General features: G+C 40.2%; 15 protein-coding genes and 2 pseudogenes. 7 read left to right on the top strand and 10 right to left on the bottom strand.

The window, feature by feature from the left end; genetic code table 11:
- The first annotated feature begins 251 nt into the window (after positions 1-251).
- Both IIC38_02455 and IIC38_02450 read left to right on the top strand, forming a co-directional pair.
- Complete coding sequence (locus IIC38_02455) at positions 252-1,220, top strand: FAD-binding oxidoreductase (GenBank protein ID MCH8124813.1); 969 nt, start codon at positions 252-254, stop codon at positions 1,218-1,220.
- A gap of 64 nt (positions 1,221-1,284) precedes the next feature.
- Positions 1,285-1,428, top strand: coding sequence for a hypothetical protein (locus IIC38_02450; GenBank protein MCH8124812.1), 144 nt, complete (start codon positions 1,285-1,287; stop codon positions 1,426-1,428).
- 122 nt (positions 1,429-1,550) lie between these two features.
- Here IIC38_02450 and IIC38_02445 read toward each other — a convergent pair whose 3' ends face one another.
- From IIC38_02445 to IIC38_02435, 3 genes are all read right to left on the bottom strand, one after another.
- Positions 1,551-2,639: a HigA family addiction module antidote protein gene (locus tag IIC38_02445; protein MCH8124811.1), complete on the bottom strand. Its 1,089-nt coding sequence runs from the start codon at positions 2,637-2,639 to the stop codon at positions 1,551-1,553.
- Positions 2,632-2,931 carry a type II toxin-antitoxin system RelE/ParE family toxin gene (locus IIC38_02440; protein MCH8124810.1) on the bottom strand — a complete coding sequence of 100 codons (300 nt, stop codon included), beginning with the start codon at positions 2,929-2,931 and terminating at the stop codon, positions 2,632-2,634. Before IIC38_02440 ends, IIC38_02445 begins: the two co-directional genes overlap by 8 nt.
- Before the next feature lie 92 nt (positions 2,932-3,023).
- Complete coding sequence (locus IIC38_02435) at positions 3,024-3,926, bottom strand: 6-bladed beta-propeller (protein ID MCH8124809.1); 903 nt, start codon at positions 3,924-3,926, stop codon at positions 3,024-3,026.
- Positions 3,927-5,026: 1,100 nt separating this feature from the next.
- On the opposite strand from IIC38_02435, the pseudogene IIC38_02430 reads away from it, so the two are divergent.
- From IIC38_02430 to IIC38_02415, 4 genes and pseudogenes are all read left to right on the top strand, one after another.
- A pseudogene (locus tag IIC38_02430) lies at positions 5,027-5,232 on the top strand (BrnT family toxin).
- Positions 5,210-5,473 (top strand): BrnA antitoxin family protein, encoded by a 264-nt coding sequence (locus IIC38_02425; GenBank protein MCH8124808.1) that lies wholly within the window; start codon positions 5,210-5,212, stop codon positions 5,471-5,473. Before IIC38_02430 ends, IIC38_02425 begins: the two are co-directional and overlap by 23 nt.
- Before the next feature lie 134 nt (positions 5,474-5,607).
- Positions 5,608-5,839, top strand: a pseudogene (locus tag IIC38_02420) (DUF433 domain-containing protein).
- Complete coding sequence (locus IIC38_02415; GenBank protein MCH8124807.1) at positions 5,836-6,102, top strand: DUF5615 family PIN-like protein; 267 nt, start codon at positions 5,836-5,838, stop codon at positions 6,100-6,102. The pseudogene IIC38_02420 and the gene IIC38_02415 overlap by 4 nt, the downstream one beginning before the upstream one ends.
- Before the next feature lie 288 nt (positions 6,103-6,390).
- On the opposite strand, the gene IIC38_02410 is transcribed toward IIC38_02415, so the two are convergent.
- The 5 genes from IIC38_02410 to IIC38_02390 form a co-directional block, all read right to left on the bottom strand.
- Positions 6,391-6,750, bottom strand: a complete 360-nt coding sequence (locus tag IIC38_02410) for a four helix bundle protein (protein MCH8124806.1) — start codon at positions 6,748-6,750, stop codon at positions 6,391-6,393.
- A gap of 236 nt (positions 6,751-6,986) precedes the next feature.
- Positions 6,987-8,360, bottom strand: a complete 1,374-nt coding sequence (locus IIC38_02405) for a Gfo/Idh/MocA family oxidoreductase (protein ID MCH8124805.1) — start codon at positions 8,358-8,360, stop codon at positions 6,987-6,989.
- A 22-nt stretch (positions 8,361-8,382) separates the two neighbouring features.
- Positions 8,383-9,090 (bottom strand): DUF1080 domain-containing protein, encoded by a 708-nt coding sequence (locus IIC38_02400; protein ID MCH8124804.1) that lies wholly within the window; start codon positions 9,088-9,090, stop codon positions 8,383-8,385.
- A gap of 84 nt (positions 9,091-9,174) precedes the next feature.
- Positions 9,175-10,167, bottom strand: a complete 993-nt coding sequence (locus IIC38_02395; protein MCH8124803.1) for a sugar phosphate isomerase/epimerase — start codon at positions 10,165-10,167, stop codon at positions 9,175-9,177.
- 21 nt (positions 10,168-10,188) lie between these two features.
- Positions 10,189-11,361 (bottom strand): Gfo/Idh/MocA family oxidoreductase, encoded by a 1,173-nt coding sequence (locus IIC38_02390; protein MCH8124802.1) that lies wholly within the window; start codon positions 11,359-11,361, stop codon positions 10,189-10,191.
- A 193-nt stretch (positions 11,362-11,554) separates the two neighbouring features.
- On the opposite strand from IIC38_02390, the gene IIC38_02385 reads away from it, so the two are divergent.
- Positions 11,555-11,863 carry a hypothetical protein gene (locus tag IIC38_02385; GenBank protein MCH8124801.1) on the top strand — a complete coding sequence of 103 codons (309 nt, stop codon included), beginning with the start codon at positions 11,555-11,557 and terminating at the stop codon, positions 11,861-11,863.
- Positions 11,864-11,867: 4 nt separating this feature from the next.
- Here IIC38_02385 and tkt read toward each other — a convergent pair whose 3' ends face one another.
- Positions 11,868-13,862: a transketolase gene (tkt, locus tag IIC38_02380; protein MCH8124800.1), complete on the bottom strand. Its 1,995-nt coding sequence runs from the start codon at positions 13,860-13,862 to the stop codon at positions 11,868-11,870.
- A gap of 208 nt (positions 13,863-14,070) precedes the next feature.
- Positions 14,071-16,293, bottom strand: a complete 2,223-nt coding sequence (locus IIC38_02375; GenBank protein MCH8124799.1) for a DPP IV N-terminal domain-containing protein — start codon at positions 16,291-16,293, stop codon at positions 14,071-14,073.
- Between the last annotated feature and the right edge of the window lie 115 nt (positions 16,294-16,408).

The raw sequence follows: 16,408 nt of genomic DNA, 5'->3' as shown, positions 1-16,408 counted from the left end.
CTTAACGTTAGGAATTTTTCTGCTGCACACAAATTATTGAATAAATATCTAAAAATATTGCCAAAGGAACACCCAAGATATAATTATTTATTTTCTTTGAATGATGTTATCAACCGTGAAAGTGTAAAAGCAGGTTTTCGCCCTCCTTCTAACAAAAATTCGCATAAAAAGAAAAAAAGAAGAAAACGCTAGAGCAGATAAGGTCAATACAAAGAAATATTATTTAGTTTGTTTTATAAATTAACCAAACCATGCACAACAACTCCCCCCAAATTGCAGTCGTTGGTTGCGGCGTTTCCGGATTAACCTGTGGTTTGAGTCTTCTCGAAAATGGCTTCAATGTCAAAATACTGGCTCGTGAACTGCCGCCCAAAACCACTTCGGATGTTGCAGGTGCATTCTGGTATCCGCATGGGATAGAAACCGGCGAAAAAGTTCGAACCTGGAGTAAAATCAGCCTGGAAAAATTTCAGGCTCTGGCGGAAATTCCGGGATCAGGAATTTCTATGACTACACTTCATGAGTTTTTCGATCGACAGGTTCCTGATTCACATTGGGCGGATTTTGCTCCTGATTTCAAAGCCATTGTTAGCGGCAAAACCGTAACTCCCTGGAAGTTTGGCTATAAATATACATCTGCAAAAATCGATGCCCCGATGTATATGAAATATTTAAAACATCAATTTTTAGGGTTGGGTGGAATCATTCAACAGGAGAATGTAAAGAGCCTTGGCGAATTAACCCATCAATACTCGATAGTGGTCAACTGCTCAGGGGTTGGGGCGAAAGAACTGGCCCACGACGACCGGGTTTATCCTATTCGAGGCCAGGTTCTGCTGGTCCGAAAACCCACTGATTTACCATCTGACATTTTTTATGTAAGCGATCCCTCTTCTTATTGTTACATTATTCCCCACAAAAACCACTGCATTCTCGGCAGCACTAAAGAAGAGAACAATTGGAGTTTAAAACCGGACGAAAAGGCGACTCAGTTGATCATTGAAAGGTGTGCAAAGTTAAACCCGGTTTTTGCCAACCCGGAGATTCTGGAGAGCAAAGTCGGACTTCGACCCGGCAGGTACTCTGTGCGTTTAGAGCTTGAAAGAATTTCACAAAAATCGGCAATCATCCATAACTATGGCCATGGTTCTATTGGCCATACAATTGCCTGGGGTTGTGCGAAGGAGGTTGTAATGTTGGTGAGGGAAATTTTTGAGTAGATCGCTGTGGAAACTATCGAAAACGATAGTACACTTGGGAATACAAAAATTTGGAGAATCAAAAATGGAGACTTTAGATTTAGACAACATTGAATTTATGCGTAAAGTTGTGCAAGGACTAGAAGACTATAAAAGTGGTCGTGTTCTTTCCATAGAAGATACATTTGAGGATGTTGACAAAATTATAAAAGCCGCTGAGAAGGGATGAAAATAGTTTTTACAGTTAGAGCAAAAGACAATCTACCTGAATTCGTTAGATTTCGTTGTCAAAATGAAAATTTGATTATGTTTGGTAGGATTTTGAATGGGTCCAAAATAAGTATATAATGTTCAATCCAGAACCCATTGATATTTTTCTTTCAGTCCATTAAGGTGACTATAAGGCAATAATTCTTCCTTTTGAAGACGTCCGACAACAATCCCAGGGGCTATTGCAATGTCTTGCGAAAATTGTAAAATCTTCTGTCTTGTGTACGGAACCGAATATTTGAAATCGTTCCATTTTGCATCCGGAATTAAAATATTAGCAGCAAAAGTGTCGGCTTCTTTTTCTTTGATTCGATCTTCACCAGTGAGTTTTAAATCAGAGATATCCAGGAAGTTTTCCTTTTTGCGATGTAGTATGATGTGGCCTAATTCATGAAAAAAACTAAACCAAAGATTGTCATTTGTCTTAAACCGAAGGCTTAATAAAAGTGCTGATTTTTTAAAACCATCAAACCAAAATGTGGCGCCATTGATGTATGTTTTTGGAAGTTCTGGAACAAACACAACAGCAACACCAACTCCAGCACAAATTCTCTTAACTTCAGGTTGAAACAGTTCCGGTGAAACATTTGTAAGATTTCTCAATTCTGATAGACATTTTTGTAAACCAATTTTGTCGTAGGTTGAAGTTTCAATTTTTCTGACTTCATATTCACCTTGCCGGATCCATGCGTATAAAGCTTCTTTTGAAATATTATCTCTTATCGATCGACGAAATTGAACAGATAGAGAGTTTTCAATATTCATGAGGCTGGATACACAAAAAAATGAAAGTAAATTTTTTACTTTTTCTTCATTAGACATACACTCCGGAATCCACCCAAATTTGATCATTTGACGAATAGGAAAGTAGCTTAATAATTTACTTTCCTTTTTTATTTTGACTTGCTCAGATAGATATGCAATATTCAGGTCAAAATTACGCTGTAGATTATTCCATACATGAGCCGGCACATTTAGAACACGTTCTAAAAGAATCGCAGTGCTGGGTGCAATAGGAGCTTTGCCGGAAATAATTTCATTGATGACCTTTCTGGACTTTCCAATACGATTAGATAATTCAGTTTGTGAGAGACCAAAAGATGCAAGAGTATCTTTCAAATGCTCGCCCGGATGAATGGGACTGTCTGTATAAAAATCATTATTACTCATAATGTTTTGTACTTACCTTTTCTATCAAAATGATAGTATCACCGTCACATTTAACTATTAAACGTGCTCGATATGTAAGAGTAATAGAGTGATGACCTTCCAAGTCGCCTTTTAAAGGATGAAATCGTAATTGAGGTATTAAATATAAATCCTTTACTGATTCAGTAGCATAGATTAAATTTAATTGCTTAATATACTTATCTCCGACAATCGGGCCCCATTTTTTATGAGCTTCACTTTTAATTCGATAACATTTCTCCAAATAGATTCTTCTAAATTTAACAGTGATCAATATATACGTCACATTACTTTGTAACGCAAAACGTTACAACATAGTATAAATATTATCGTTTCCAAAGTATTTTTTCATAATAGGTAAGATGTTCAAATTTCAAATCTATAAAACTTTAAAGATGAAATACCAAATGCCCATAACTCGTTGCCATTCAAAACGATTTGACTTATAAAATCGCTGGGGCCAATTAGTTTTTCTATCAGGTTGCCATCATAATCGACATGGTATAAAATCATCTTTTCATTATAGAATAATAACAAATAAGCCCCACCTTTATTGTCCAATGCTAAATCCATCCAATAATAAAGAGGCCGAAACCTTTTTTTCTTACTCTTTTTATTATCCGAAAAGAATTTTTCCTTCATCAAATCCATTTCCGGGACTTTAAGGCTTTTTCGAAACAACAATTTGCCCTGGCTCGAAAACCTTTTTATAACAGGTATCGACATATGGACGGCTAACAAAGTAGCATCTTCACAATATTCCAATAAAATAGAATTCACCAGAACTGCTGGAATTTGATTGTTCTCAATGGCTTTCTTTAAACTTGCGTAATTTAGGTAATCAAATTGATCAGATTCTAATTCACCGAACAATTGCTTTGGATTAAAACTTTTATCAAATTTCTGTATAAGACTGTCCGCCAAATATCCGTTTGTAGCTAAAAAATAATTTCCGGAATGATCAAAACTTTCACCTCTAGATGAAATTAATGGTGCAACTTCTATTTCGTAACTTTTTATGGCTATATAATCACCCGTTAACGAAAGATATTGAAAACGTGAATTTCCATGATCATTGATAATCAGATTCGTATCAGTTTGTGCAATGGAACCTGGGCGTTTATATTCATTAGGTCCTTGTCCTTTTTGGCCTACTCTGCGAATACAATTGCCTTTTTTATCAAAAAACAGGATCTGATTAGCTTGATTATCTGACACTACAATTTCATTTTTCGATGAAACAATAAAATCTGAAACTTCACCTATGATATTTTTCTTTTACCACATTTATTCCTCCCCATGAATCAACAACAGCTAGCTGCCTGGTTGCAATTTGAGCAGGTAAGGTTGTTTGAAAGCTCAATAATAATTAACCATTAAAAATATTTGTTGGGAATCTAGGCAAAAATTATTACATTATTTTTGAATTATGAAGCTAGGAATGTATTTATGCCCACGGTTCTCTCAAGCGGTGTTCATCTAAACTACTTTTCCGACCTTGCTTCCAAAAATATCTTGACATTCGCAATCAAATATTGTATTTAATGTCATATTTCAAAATCAGTAAGAATTCACAGGACCAGATTCAGGATGAATCTAAGTTAGAATTGGGAAAATTTACTTCCTGAATCTTTATGTCTTGCCAAAGGATTTCTCGGTTTGTAACATGGATACAACAGGGCCGCAAGCACCAGTCCAAGTATCGGATTCGAGATCTATGTTCCGAGGCGTCAGGACTGGCCAAGTAGCCGTAATCCTGTTATCAGGAGCGCCGTTCATCTCATTGTGCCGCGGCCCTGTATTGATAATAATCCCAAAAATAACTTGACATTCGCTTCTAAATATTGTATGTCATATCATATTTCAAAATCATTGGGGTTCTTTGCCCCAGGTCAATATGGTGGAAATGAAAGAAGAGGTTATACAAGTCGCATATGTATCCTCTACGAGGAAATGTTCGACTTCGTTTCTACAATAATTAAACATCTCCGATGTTTTTTTCTCTGCGAGAGTTTTTATAAATATATCCTAAACGAGGATAAATCAAAATCTGTGGATGCCTCATTCTGCTGCAATTGATCATAAATAACCTCGTAGAGGATTAATAAGTAAGGATCATAAATATATTGTGTCCCAACCTAATTTCAAAAATAGACCCCTTGCTTCAAATCGAAAAGTATGCATCCTTAATGATGAACCATATTTTATAAACACTATAAAAGTATCATCCCCACCAATATTTATGATCAACTTTTAATCTTTGCTTTGTGCACTGATTGTGCATATATTGAAACATAGTAGATTATCAATGGGATGCGCAAAAGGCAACTCGAAATCTAAAGAAGCATAAATTAGATTTTGCAGATGCAATGAGTGTACTTGAAGATGATCTGGGCTTAACTATTAAAGATCAAATTATTGAGGACGAACAGCGATTTGCAACAGCAGAATAGATTTATTTGGCCGAGTACTTGTTGTCGTGTATACGCATCGCGGTGACAATATTCGAATAATTTCAGCCCGCAAAGCCACAAAAACGGAGAGTAAAACATATGAAAGCAAAAGAAGAATATAATTTTAGTAGCGCTAAGCAAGGTGCAGTTGTAAAATCGCCACCTGGTAAGACACGCATAACCATTCGTTTGGATGACAATGTAATTAAATGGTTTCGCAATGAAGTTCATAAAATGGGTGGTGGAAATTACCAAACCCTGATTAATGATGCATTAAGCCAGTATATTCAACAACACGAAGGTAAGTTGGAAAGTACGCTGCGGAAAGTTATCAGAGAAGAGTTACAGACAATAGCGCGTTAGACTAAAAATTAACATTTCGAGTGAAGATTCTATTCATTTTTAAAACACACAAAAAAATAATTTTGATCTTATTGCGTTTTGGCGCTTAATTATAAAATGTTTTTTTTACCTATAAATGAATGCAGGAAATGGTTATGATTGAAAGAATTTCTATAAATCCAAATGTTTGTCATGGAAAGCCGGTTATCAAAGGGACAAGAGTCCTTGTAAGTAACATACTTGGCGCTCTTGCATCCGGGAGATACGTTTCAAGAAATTTTGGAAGACTATCCAAATATATCAAAAGAGGATATTCAAGCAGCGCTCTCATTTGGAAGTTACCTCTCCAGTTTTGAAAGTCTACCTTACAATCTCAAGGTATCATGATATTTTTTCTTGATGAGAATTTTCCTAGAAAAAGTATTTCGTATATAAATTCAACTGGCCATGAAACGATAGATGGACATTCCATTGAATATAAAGGAGTTGATGATTCTGTTCTTTTTGATATAGCACAAAAAAATTCAGCAATTTTTCTAACTACGGATAAAGATTTTTTTCACACTATTCCACTCCAATTTGAAAATCACAATGGGGTAATTGTGATTGCACTCGTCTCATGTTGTTCTAAAAGTTTGGCGGGCGCATAGTGTCACATAAATTTCACACTAGCTAGCACCGCTCTGATGCGCTAACCGAAATCTGTTTCGTACGTTGTGTTGCCTCTTACCCATCCTGCAAGACGACCTTGATCAATGATGCATTATGCCAGTAATTCAACAACACGAATGTAAGTTGGAAAGTACGCTCCGAAAAGTTATCAGAGAAGAGTTACAGACGATAGCTCGCTAGACTAAAAGTCATCCAATAATAAAAAAAGTACCTAAAGTGCCTAAAATTAAAAAGATGCTATTATTTAATTATTTATAAACTACAACCTATAATTTACTTTTTTGGACAATGGAGGAAAATAGTGCGAGCAATTGGCTGCATTCTTCATACAAAGGATTTATTATTTCTTTTGAAATCCAGGACATTTGCCCAATAATCTGAAGCCAATATTGGGTTTCGCTTGACTCACTTTCGCATATTCTAATTTTACTTATAAAGTCATTTTTACTTCTTGATCGATTAGCTTCCCGATAATTCGCACCAATTGAAGTTCCCGCTTTAGTTATTTGCTTTCTAATTACATTTGCTTCTGGTGTCCTTGGTAATTTAGTTGATAATTGAATAATTTGAATCGCGAAAGTTCTTGTTCGATTTTCAAGCTGCTTTGCAAATTCCTTATTGTCCATAACTCCCCCTAAAGGTTAAAGTTATTTTGTTATACTTTTGACAATTTGCCTTATTGACAATTTGAAGAGTTTAATGCGAGAAATCTTTAGAGCCATTCGGAAAATGAATTATTAGGCGATAAGATTTCTCCTCGCTTCACTTTGTCGAAATGACATTCTGTTATTTTTTAAAATTTTTTATTTCGCTTCTTCAACTTTAGGCACTTTAGGCACTTTATGAACTTTAGGCACTTCTTTCAAACCTTCCACCCATAACGATACCGCTTAGTTAGAAACTCGTTGGCTTCCGGCATATTAGTCACTTCCATCTTCTCTCCGTCCCATTCCAGCGCGGTGTTTTTATGTGCCATGCGAATGGCCAGGTTTCCTAATAACATGGTCTCGGTAAGCGGACCGGAGTAATCAAAATGTGACGTTGTGGGCGGGCCGCCTTTGCAAGCTTCAACCCATTCCTGGTGGATACCCGGCGAACGCGGGATGGTTTTAGGCGGTCGTGTATATTCACGCATCTTTGTTTCCGGGATAATCCTTGGATTTCTGCCGTAGGTGCCGTGCATCAGTTTGCCTTTATCGCCGATCATCAGGACGCCGCCATCGCCGTCACCCATTTTTCTGCCCGGCTCTAAATCATCCGGGCGATCCGGCATCCGGCCGCCATCATGCCAGGTTAACTCGACCGGCGGCATATCTCCTCTTGCCGGAAATTGGTATTTTACTTTACAGGACACCGGGTAGGTCTCGCCATTGAATTCCGAAGACTCTGCGATTACGCTGGTCGGATAACCTAATTTCAAGGCCCAATACGGGTGATCCATGATATGAGCCGCCATATCACCGAGGGCGCCAACGCCGAAGTCGCACCAGCCGCGCCAGCGGAACGGCGCATAAGCCGGGTGGTAAGCCCGGTATGGCGCGGGTCCGATCCAGACATCCCAATTTATGGTGGGCGGCTTTGAAATGACTTCTTTGGGGCTTCTGATGCCCTGCGGCCAGATCGGTCGGTTGGTCCAGCAATGCACCTCGCGCACCGGTCCGATAGCGCCATCCCAGATCCATTCGTTGATCAATCGGCCGCCCTCGCCAGCGTGACCCTGGTTGCCCATCTGCGTGACGACTTTAGCTTCACGAGCAGCTTCGGTAAGCTTACGGGCCTCGTAAATTGTGTGGGTGAGCGGTTTTTGTACGAAGACATGTTTGCCCAATTGGATCGCTGATAGTGCAATAATCGCGTGCGAATGATCCGGAACAGTAACGGTAACCGCGTCGATACTGTCTTTGTTTTCGTCCAACATCTTGCGGAAGTCCTGGTATTTTAGCGCTTTATCCCAAAGCTCCGTGCCGCCTTCCTCTTTTTGCACGGAATTTTTAAATCTTTGTAAATGAGCAAGATCGATATCGCATATAGCGAATATGTTTTCTGTGCTGACCCCCATGATATCCGATCGACCCTTGCCCCAGGCGCCGACACATGCAATATTGAGTTTGTCACTGGGCGCAATAAAACCAGGACCGCCAAGTACATGTCGAGGGACGATGGAAAAAACAGCAGTGGATATTGCGGCGCGAGTAATAAAGTCGCGCCGGGAAATATTTTTTTTCTGAATTTTCATAGTGATACTCCAATTATCGCGGTTAATGGGTTGATGTTGATGGTAAAGTTCGAATCCGGATATTTCTATACCATACCTTATCACCATGGTCTTGTAAGGCGATGTGCCCTTTACTGTAGGTTCCGTACTTTGGCATTTTACCGAATTTGCTGTTTGCCACCAATTCCTTCCATGCCGGACTGTCGATCTCATACTCCAAAAGTTTTTGTCCATTCATCCAGTGCTCGATATGATTTTCTCTTGCGATGATCCGGATCTTATTGTATTGTCCCACTTCATTGGTTACATCCGCAAAAGGTGCGTGAAGGGCATAATTTGAGCCGGCGGATTCCTCTGGAATTTTACCATCTTTGTGTTTGGCATTATCCAACACTTGCATTTCAGGAGCAGTGCGGTAGACTGCATTGTCATCTTCGCTGACACGAAAGAATATACCGCTATTCCCTCCCTCGGAAATTTTCCATTCCAATTCCAATTCGAAATTGTCATACTGCCCATCCGTCATGATGTATCCTTTTCCTTTACCCATAAAATAGAGCTCGGCATTTTCGGTAATGACCCAACCCTCAGGAACAACATCCTTTTTAAAACCACGCCAGCCATCGAAGGTTTTGCCATCGAATAATACAATCCATTCGGTTTGTTCATCTTCATTACCGGCATTCTGTGCTTCCTGTGAAGAGCAGCCAATTACTAAAATAAATAAAAACAATGAAATGGTAACTTTCATTATGATACCTTTATATTTTTGTTATTATTCCTAAAATAATTTGTGCCTTTGTGCCTTTGTGCCTTTGTGCCTTTGTATTTATCTTCATTGATCGAACGCTCCATCAAAAGCAACCTGGGACGGCTTAAAATCGAGTTTCTTTACAAATTCACAAGCTTCTCTGGCGCCGTCTTCACGGTCCATACCGCTGTCTTCCCATTCTACAGAAAGCGGTCCATTGTAACCGATTTGATTCAGGGTTCGAATGATCTCCTCAAAATCAACACCTCCCCGGCCCAATGAGCGAAAATCCCAACCGCGATCAGGATGACCAAATTTTAAATGAGAAGCAAGTATCCCTGATTTTCCGTTCAATTGTAGTGCGGCATCTTTCATATGAACATGATAAATACGATCCGGAAATTCTTTGAGAAAATTGACCGGATCGACCATCTGCCAATGAAGGTGGCTTGGATCGAAATTAAATCCGAATGCTTCCCGATTATCGATAACTTCAAGCGCTTTTCGTGCTGTGATAATATCAAAAGCTATTTCCGTGGGATGAACTTCCAGAGCAAATTTTACACCGCATTCATCGAATACATCCAGAATAGGATTCCACATTTCGGCGAAATAAGAAAATCCTTCCTCGATCGTCTTTTCGTTAACCGGGGGAAAACTATACAACAAATGCCAAATCGAAGAACCGGTAAAACCATTAACCACAGAAAGACCCATGTTCTTCGCGGCTCTGGCAGTATTCTTCATGGCTTCCACTGCCCACTGTCGCTTTTTATCAGGATCTCCGGCACAATCAGCGGGAGCGAATGCATCGGAACGCGAATCATTATTCAAATCGCATACAAGTTGTCCGGCAAGGTGATTGCTGATTGAGTAAACATTCAAATTATTTCTTTTCAAAATTTCCAATTGATGTTCATAGTAATCCGGGATCGTGGCTGCTTTTTCAACATCCAAATGATCGCCCCAACAAGCCAACTCTAATCCATCATAATCCCAGATAGCCGCCTTTCGGGCGAGTTCTTCTAAAGCTAAGTCGGCCCATTGGCCGGTAAACAGGGTAACGGGTCTATTCATAAACTTCTCCTAAAAACATAATCAACTTGATTTCAAGGGAGTCCATTTTTGATTGTTATTAGCGCTAGTAAATACTGAATCTAAATATGCCATTCCACGAAGGCCGTCTTCAACTGTTGGAAAATCAAGCGCAAGATCATCAGGGCTTCTGTTTGCTAAACGAGCCCTTAACGTGTCGGCAAAATTACAGTAGATATTTGCAAATGCTTCGATAAAGGCTTCCGGATGTCCGGGTGGCAGTCGAGTCGCACGAGCAGCAGCAGGACTTTTTTCAGCGACATAACTATTACCCCGGCGCCATACCTGCACCGGTGCCTCTTGTGATTTTATAGTAAGATCATTGGGATACTCCTGGTGCCACACCAGGCTTTTCTTTTCACCGTAAACCCAAATCGCGAGATTATTTTCCTCTCCAACTGAAATTTGGCTGGCATGTAAAATACCCTTAGCGCCATTATCAAACCGAAGAAGACAATTACCATCGTCATCAACTTTACGGCCAGGGACGAACGTAGTTATATCCGCGCAGATTTCAGTGATTTTCAATCCCGTGATATATTCTGCCAGGTTTTCGCAATGAGTGCCAATATCACCCATGCAACCTGCGCCGCTTTGCTTCGGATCGGTGCGCCACTCGGCTTGTTTTTGCCCGGTTTTTTCCAGGGGAGTAGAAAGCCATCCCTGGGGATATTGCACAACAACTTTGCGGATATTTCCTAAATCGTCTTGTCGAACCATATCCCGGGCCAGTTTAACCATCGGGTAGCCGGTGTAATTGTGAGTCAATGCAAAAAGTTTGATGGTTTCACCAACTATTTTTTTAAGCTGCTTAGCTTCATCCAGGTTGATGGTCATAGGTTTGTCACAAACCACATGGAACCCTGCTTTTAAGAAATCTTTGGCAATGGGGAAGTGCCAATTATTGGGTGTAACAATGGAAACAAAATCAATTCGTTCTCCTTCGGGCAGTGTTCTTTCTTGATTAATCATTTCAGTGAAACTGCTATAGACTCTGGCGCTATCTAGGAAAAGTTCGTTGCCGGTTTGTTTGGACTTTTCGAAATCCCGGCTGAAAGTCCCTGCAACAAGTTCAATCCCGCCATCGATACGAGCGGCCTTGCGATGAACCTCACCAATGAACGCATCCGGTCCGCCACCGACCATGCCCATCTTTAAATTTCGTTCGATTTTCATACCCATTTATTACAGCTACAAAAAATAAAAAATGTACCATTCAAAAATCAAAAAACAGAAAGCTAATGTCAAGTAAAAGTTAGCTGTTTTATGTTTTGTAGAAATCAATTTCCAAAAATAATTAAAATGTTAGTCCAGTTTCCTTTAAAAAAGTATTCGAACAACCGATATGTTAACGAGGAGGAGTAAAACTATGGAAAATTATTTAGAAATATTAAAAGAGTCTCCAAACTTTACCATTGCTAAAGGCGCTGCAGAAGAAGCCAAATTACGAAAAGAGGTTTATAAGATTTTCGAACCGGTGTCTCAAATGCTTTCTTTTGATGAAAAATTTCAGTTATATGATTTAATTGATCAGCTAAAGTTGCACGATGCTGAAAACCGTCCCACCGTCAAACAGGAATTTTTAGAGTTATGTTTGAAAGGTTCGGATTTGCAAGCCTATCATAATTGGCATGAGCGATTAGAACATTCCCGAAATCATCGCAACCGGTGGTCATAATTCTTTAGATCCAACCTTTTTCTTCCATTCTTTTTAGTACTGCATCAACAGTAAATCCAAAATGAGGAACCAAATCCCGTATAGGAGCTGACTCCCCGAATCTTGTTACTCCAATAGTAAGCGCTTCACGACCAGCAAATTCATACCAGGCATTAGGCGAGCCGGCTTCCATAACTATCTTCCTGGTTTTTTGATTTCCCAAAACTGCCCGTTGATATTCCTCTGTTTGACGACGGAATAAAGAATCTGCCGGCATTGATACCACACGCGTTGGAAAACCTTTAGCTTCCAGCGACATTCGTGTTTCGCATGCCAATGGCACTTCCGAGCCGGTAGCTATGATAACAAATTCCGGATTACCACGAGTTGCTTCCTGAAGAGTATAGCCACCCTTTTTGAATTCATCATATGAAATCGGATGATCACGTTCAAACTCAGGAATCGTTTGACGCGTTAAAATGAGCGCCGTAGGTCCCTCGTTATGTTCGATAGCATGTGCCCAGGCAAAAGCAGTTTCGCTTGCGTCTGCCGGACGAAAAACATTCATGCAAGGAATCAATCGTAACGACGCTATTTGCTCGACGGATTGATGAGTTGGTCCATCTTCTCCCAGGAATATACTGTCGTGGCTGAAAACATAAATTACCTGAATTCCCATCAATGCCGCCAGCCGAATAGAAGGACGCATGTAATCGGAAAAGATTAAGAATGTTGAAACATAAGGAATAAATCCTCCTGATAAAGCAAGTCCGTTTGCAATAGCGGCCATGCCATGTTCACGAACGCCAAAATGAATATTCTGGCCGGTAAAATCACTTTTGGTGATATCCGGACTATTTTTTACCAAAGTTTTCAAGGAAGCAGCCAGATCGGCAGAACCGCCGCAAAGGGCAGGTACTAATTCGGCGGCTTTTTGCAGGACATTACCGGAATGAGTCCTGGTTGCTCCGGCATCCGTACCGGCAGCTTTTAAGAGCTCTTCAGCGAAATGATTTGGCGTGGGATTATCAAAGTGCTGATTCCACAAGACGGCCTTTTCGGAAAAATTTTGTTTCCATAAAGAAAATGCTACCTGCCAATTTTGATATTCAATCTCATTTTTATGCACAATTTGGTGAAAAAATTCCTTAACAGAACCCGGGATGTGAAATTCAACATCCGTTGGCCAGCCAAGTTTTTTCTTGGTAGCCTTGGCTTCTTCAGCTCCGAGCGGTGCACCATGAGAAGCTTCTGAGTCCTGTTTGTTAGGGCTGCCAAAGGCAATATGCGACCGAGCGATGACCAATGAAGGTTGTGTTGATACAGCAACCGTAGCACTCAGAGCAGCTTCAATTTCAGTCCTATCATGTCCATCGATGGATTGCACATGCCATCCATAAGCTTCGAATCTTTGAGCAACATTTTCAGAAAATGATAGATCCGTAGATCCATCTATGGTGATTCGATTATCATCATAAATGTAGATAAGATTGCCAAGCCCCAAATGACCGGCTAAAGAAGCTGCCTCGGCAGTGACGCCTTCCATTAAATCACCATCACTTACAATGCCAAATATCCGATAGGTAATAGGAGAAAAGTCAGGTGTGTTGAACCTAGCGGCCAACATTTTTCCGGCAAGAGCCATTCCGACTCCGGTTCCAAAACCCTGGCCGAGCGGACCGGTGGTCGTTTCAATACCCGGCGCCGCTCCATACTCTGGATGGCCTGGTGTTTTACTTCCCAATTGCCGAAATTGTTTGATGTCCTTAAGGCTAAGGTCATATTCGTTTAAATGCAGCAGGGCATACAACAGCATTGAACCATGGCCGGCAGATAAAATAAATCGATCCCGATCGATCCATTTTGGATCTTTGGGATTGAAACGTAAAAATTTGGTCCACAAAACAAAGGCATAATCTGCCGCCCCCATGGGCAGACCCGGGTGTCCCGAGTTGGCTTTTTCGACAGCATCCACAGCAAGGAAACGAATGGTATGCACGGCTTGTTGTTCGACATTCATAGGTTTTTAATTGGTTATGGGTTGAAAGAGCTAAACTAATAATGCATCTCTTATCATCCTGGAGGCGCCGCTCTACGTAGTCGAAAGGAATCTATTTTAAAAAACAGCACCTTACGTAGTATAAAAATAGTTTCCGCCTGAATGACATCCATCCACTTATTATGGGCAATCCTGTAAATTATTAGTAGCTAAAATTAAGCACGAGTGGTTAATTCCCGGAAATAGCTACTGTATCCTTCGCTTCATTATTCCCAAAATGCCTGGACCAGAAATTATCAATCAATTTACTTCGATGGCTGCGGCGCTCCGGATTGCGAAAGCCATGTCTTTCGTTCGGGTAAATCATCAACTCAAACTGTTTGCCATGTTTCATCATTGCTTCGATAAATTGAATGGAATTTTGCATGTGGACATTGTCATCTATCGTTCCATGGGTCAGCAGAAGCTTTCCTTTAAAATTCTCAATATTTGTCATGGCTGAGCTATTTTTGTAGCCTTCGGGATTGTCTACCGGCCGGTCCATATAGCGTTCAGTATAAACAGTATCGTAAAGCTTCCAATCGGTAACCGGAGAATTGGAAACGCCATGCGTAAAATATTCCGCACCAGTTGTAAGCGCTAATAAAGTGGCATAGCCGCCATAACTTCCGCCGGTAATACCAATCCTGTGAGGGTCTACAAATGATTTTTTCCGCAGCCATTTTACGATTTCAATCCAATCATGCATTTCCCATTTACCCAGGTTCCGGTACATTTGAGCAACGCCTTTCTTGCCAAAATGACCGGATCCACGATGATCCACATTCAAGACAATAATACCTTGTTGAGCCCGATAGTGCGATGACAAGGATGGGCCGGAGTTACGAACGGATCCTGCATTAGGTCCGCCATATACAGAAAATAAAACCGGGTATTTGATATTGGGATTAAAATCAGGAGGCAGGTACCATTTTAACGGAAGGTTAAAACCATCCTTAATTTTGACACGGAACAACTCGATTTTTCCCAATGCATATTTGTCCATCTCCGGGGTTTTGCTGTCGCCGAGTTCACGGACAAATTCACCATTATCCTTATGCAAAGCCATTTTGGTTGGAGTTGTAATGTTGCTATAGGTGTCGATGTAAAAACTGCCACCGGGTGACATTTGAATACGGTGGGAACCCGGAATAGAAGAGAGCTTTTTCAACCCTTTACCGTCCAGCCCTACCCGGTAAAGGTGGCTCTCGGTTGATTCATCTTTGTTTGCAGTAAAGAAGATTTGTCCATTATCTTCATCTACCAATTGAATGCTTCTAACCGTCCATTCCCCTTTAGTTAGCCGTTTTTTAAGGCTGCCATCCATGTTATAAACGTAAAGATGTCTCCAACCATCCACATCACTACGGACTAAAAAGCCACTGCCGTCTTCGAAGAAATGAAGATCTTCAAAAAACTCTACCCAGGCATCTTGCTTTTCATCATATATTTCTTTTTTGCTTCCCGATAAAGGATCTACCAAATAGATTTTTATATGATTTTGATCCCGGTTCATCCATTGGATCGTCACATTTTCGTTGTCTGGGGTCCAGGAAACCCAGGCGATATATTCGTCAGCGTTTTCATCAAAATCAGCCCAGGTGGTTTCTCCTGACGATATATCGACAATCCCTAATTTCACTTTTGGATTTGAATCTCCGGGTTTCGGATAATACGCAACTTCCAGTTCACCGTGGGCTCCGTTTGCACGAAATAAAGTGAATTTCGGTACAGGACTATCGTCGAACTTGAGGAACGCAAGTTTGTTGCCATCCGGCGAAAAATAGAAAGCACGATACCTAGAGCGGCGGCCAAGTATTTCTTCATAATAAACCCATGAAGCCCAACCATTATAGATATGGTCAGATGCATCATCAGTCAATTGATGTTCCAGTCCTGTTTCAATGTCGAAGGCGAATAGATCACGATTCCGAGTGTAGGCAATGAATTTCCCATCTGGAGAAAACGTTGGATTCTTTTCTTCAGCAGAAGTAGCAGTTAGCTGTTTAAATACCTTCGTGTTTGTATTTAAATAGTACAAATCATTATTACGGTTATAAAGAAAACCGGAATAATCCGAAGTAGTACCTGCAGTACTGAATAATGTAAATCCACCGGGGAGCACATCTTTAAAATCTTCAGGATCCAAAAAGATAGTCTCATCGCCTGTTGCAGCACTAATTTTAAATAGCTCCCTATTATTTTCAGATTGATCCTGTTTTTGTTGGAGAAAATGGTTATCATCCAGCCAACCGCGAATTCGTGGTAAGGGTTTGGTTAACCTAGGTTGACCAGATTCAAAAACCTGTTCATAAGTGAGTGATTTCTTTTCTTGAGCAAAAACTACACTTGAAATAAAGAATATCGGGATCCATATAAAAATCAGGATGGATCTAAATTTTTTGGGGTTCATTTCGACCTCCGTAATCATCAATTTGATCTTAAAAATCATTATTTACCAATCAATTAAGATAGATAGTCTTTTATTAAAATCCAAATGGATTTTTATAATGAATGGTTATATGATA

The sequence above is a fragment of the candidate division KSB1 bacterium genome, from assembly GCA_022566355.1.
Taxonomy (GTDB): Bacteria; Zhuqueibacterota; JdFR-76; order JdFR-76; family DREG01; genus JADFJB01.
Note: the sequence above shows the minus strand (reverse complement) of the source record. Positions and strands in the feature narration are given on the sequence as shown.

Bases quoted from the DNA above. Each gene is read 5' to 3' on its own strand.
- IIC38_02455 (MCH8124813.1), top strand. From the start codon at position 252: ATGCACAACAACTCCCCCCAAATTGCAGTCGTTGGTTGCGGCGTTTCC.
- IIC38_02450 (MCH8124812.1), top strand. From the start codon at position 1,285: ATGGAGACTTTAGATTTAGACAACATTGAATTTATGCGTAAAGTTGTG.
- IIC38_02445 (MCH8124811.1), bottom strand. From the start codon at position 2,639: ATGAGTAATAATGATTTTTATACAGACAGTCCCATTCATCCGGGCGAG.
- IIC38_02425 (MCH8124808.1), top strand. From the start codon at position 5,210: ATGAAAGCAAAAGAAGAATATAATTTTAGTAGCGCTAAGCAAGGTGCA.
- IIC38_02415 (MCH8124807.1), top strand. From the start codon at position 5,836: ATGATATTTTTTCTTGATGAGAATTTTCCTAGAAAAAGTATTTCGTAT.
- IIC38_02410 (MCH8124806.1), bottom strand. From the start codon at position 6,750: ATGGACAATAAGGAATTTGCAAAGCAGCTTGAAAATCGAACAAGAACT.
- IIC38_02405 (MCH8124805.1), bottom strand. From the start codon at position 8,360: ATGAAAATTCAGAAAAAAAATATTTCCCGGCGCGACTTTATTACTCGC.
- IIC38_02400 (MCH8124804.1), bottom strand. From the start codon at position 9,090: ATGAAAGTTACCATTTCATTGTTTTTATTTATTTTAGTAATTGGCTGC.
- IIC38_02395 (MCH8124803.1), bottom strand. From the start codon at position 10,167: ATGAATAGACCCGTTACCCTGTTTACCGGCCAATGGGCCGACTTAGCT.
- IIC38_02390 (MCH8124802.1), bottom strand. From the start codon at position 11,361: ATGAAAATCGAACGAAATTTAAAGATGGGCATGGTCGGTGGCGGACCG.
- IIC38_02385 (MCH8124801.1), top strand. From the start codon at position 11,555: ATGGAAAATTATTTAGAAATATTAAAAGAGTCTCCAAACTTTACCATT.
- tkt (MCH8124800.1), bottom strand. From the start codon at position 13,862: ATGAATGTCGAACAACAAGCCGTGCATACCATTCGTTTCCTTGCTGTG.
- IIC38_02375 (MCH8124799.1), bottom strand. From the start codon at position 16,293: ATGAACCCCAAAAAATTTAGATCCATCCTGATTTTTATATGGATCCCG.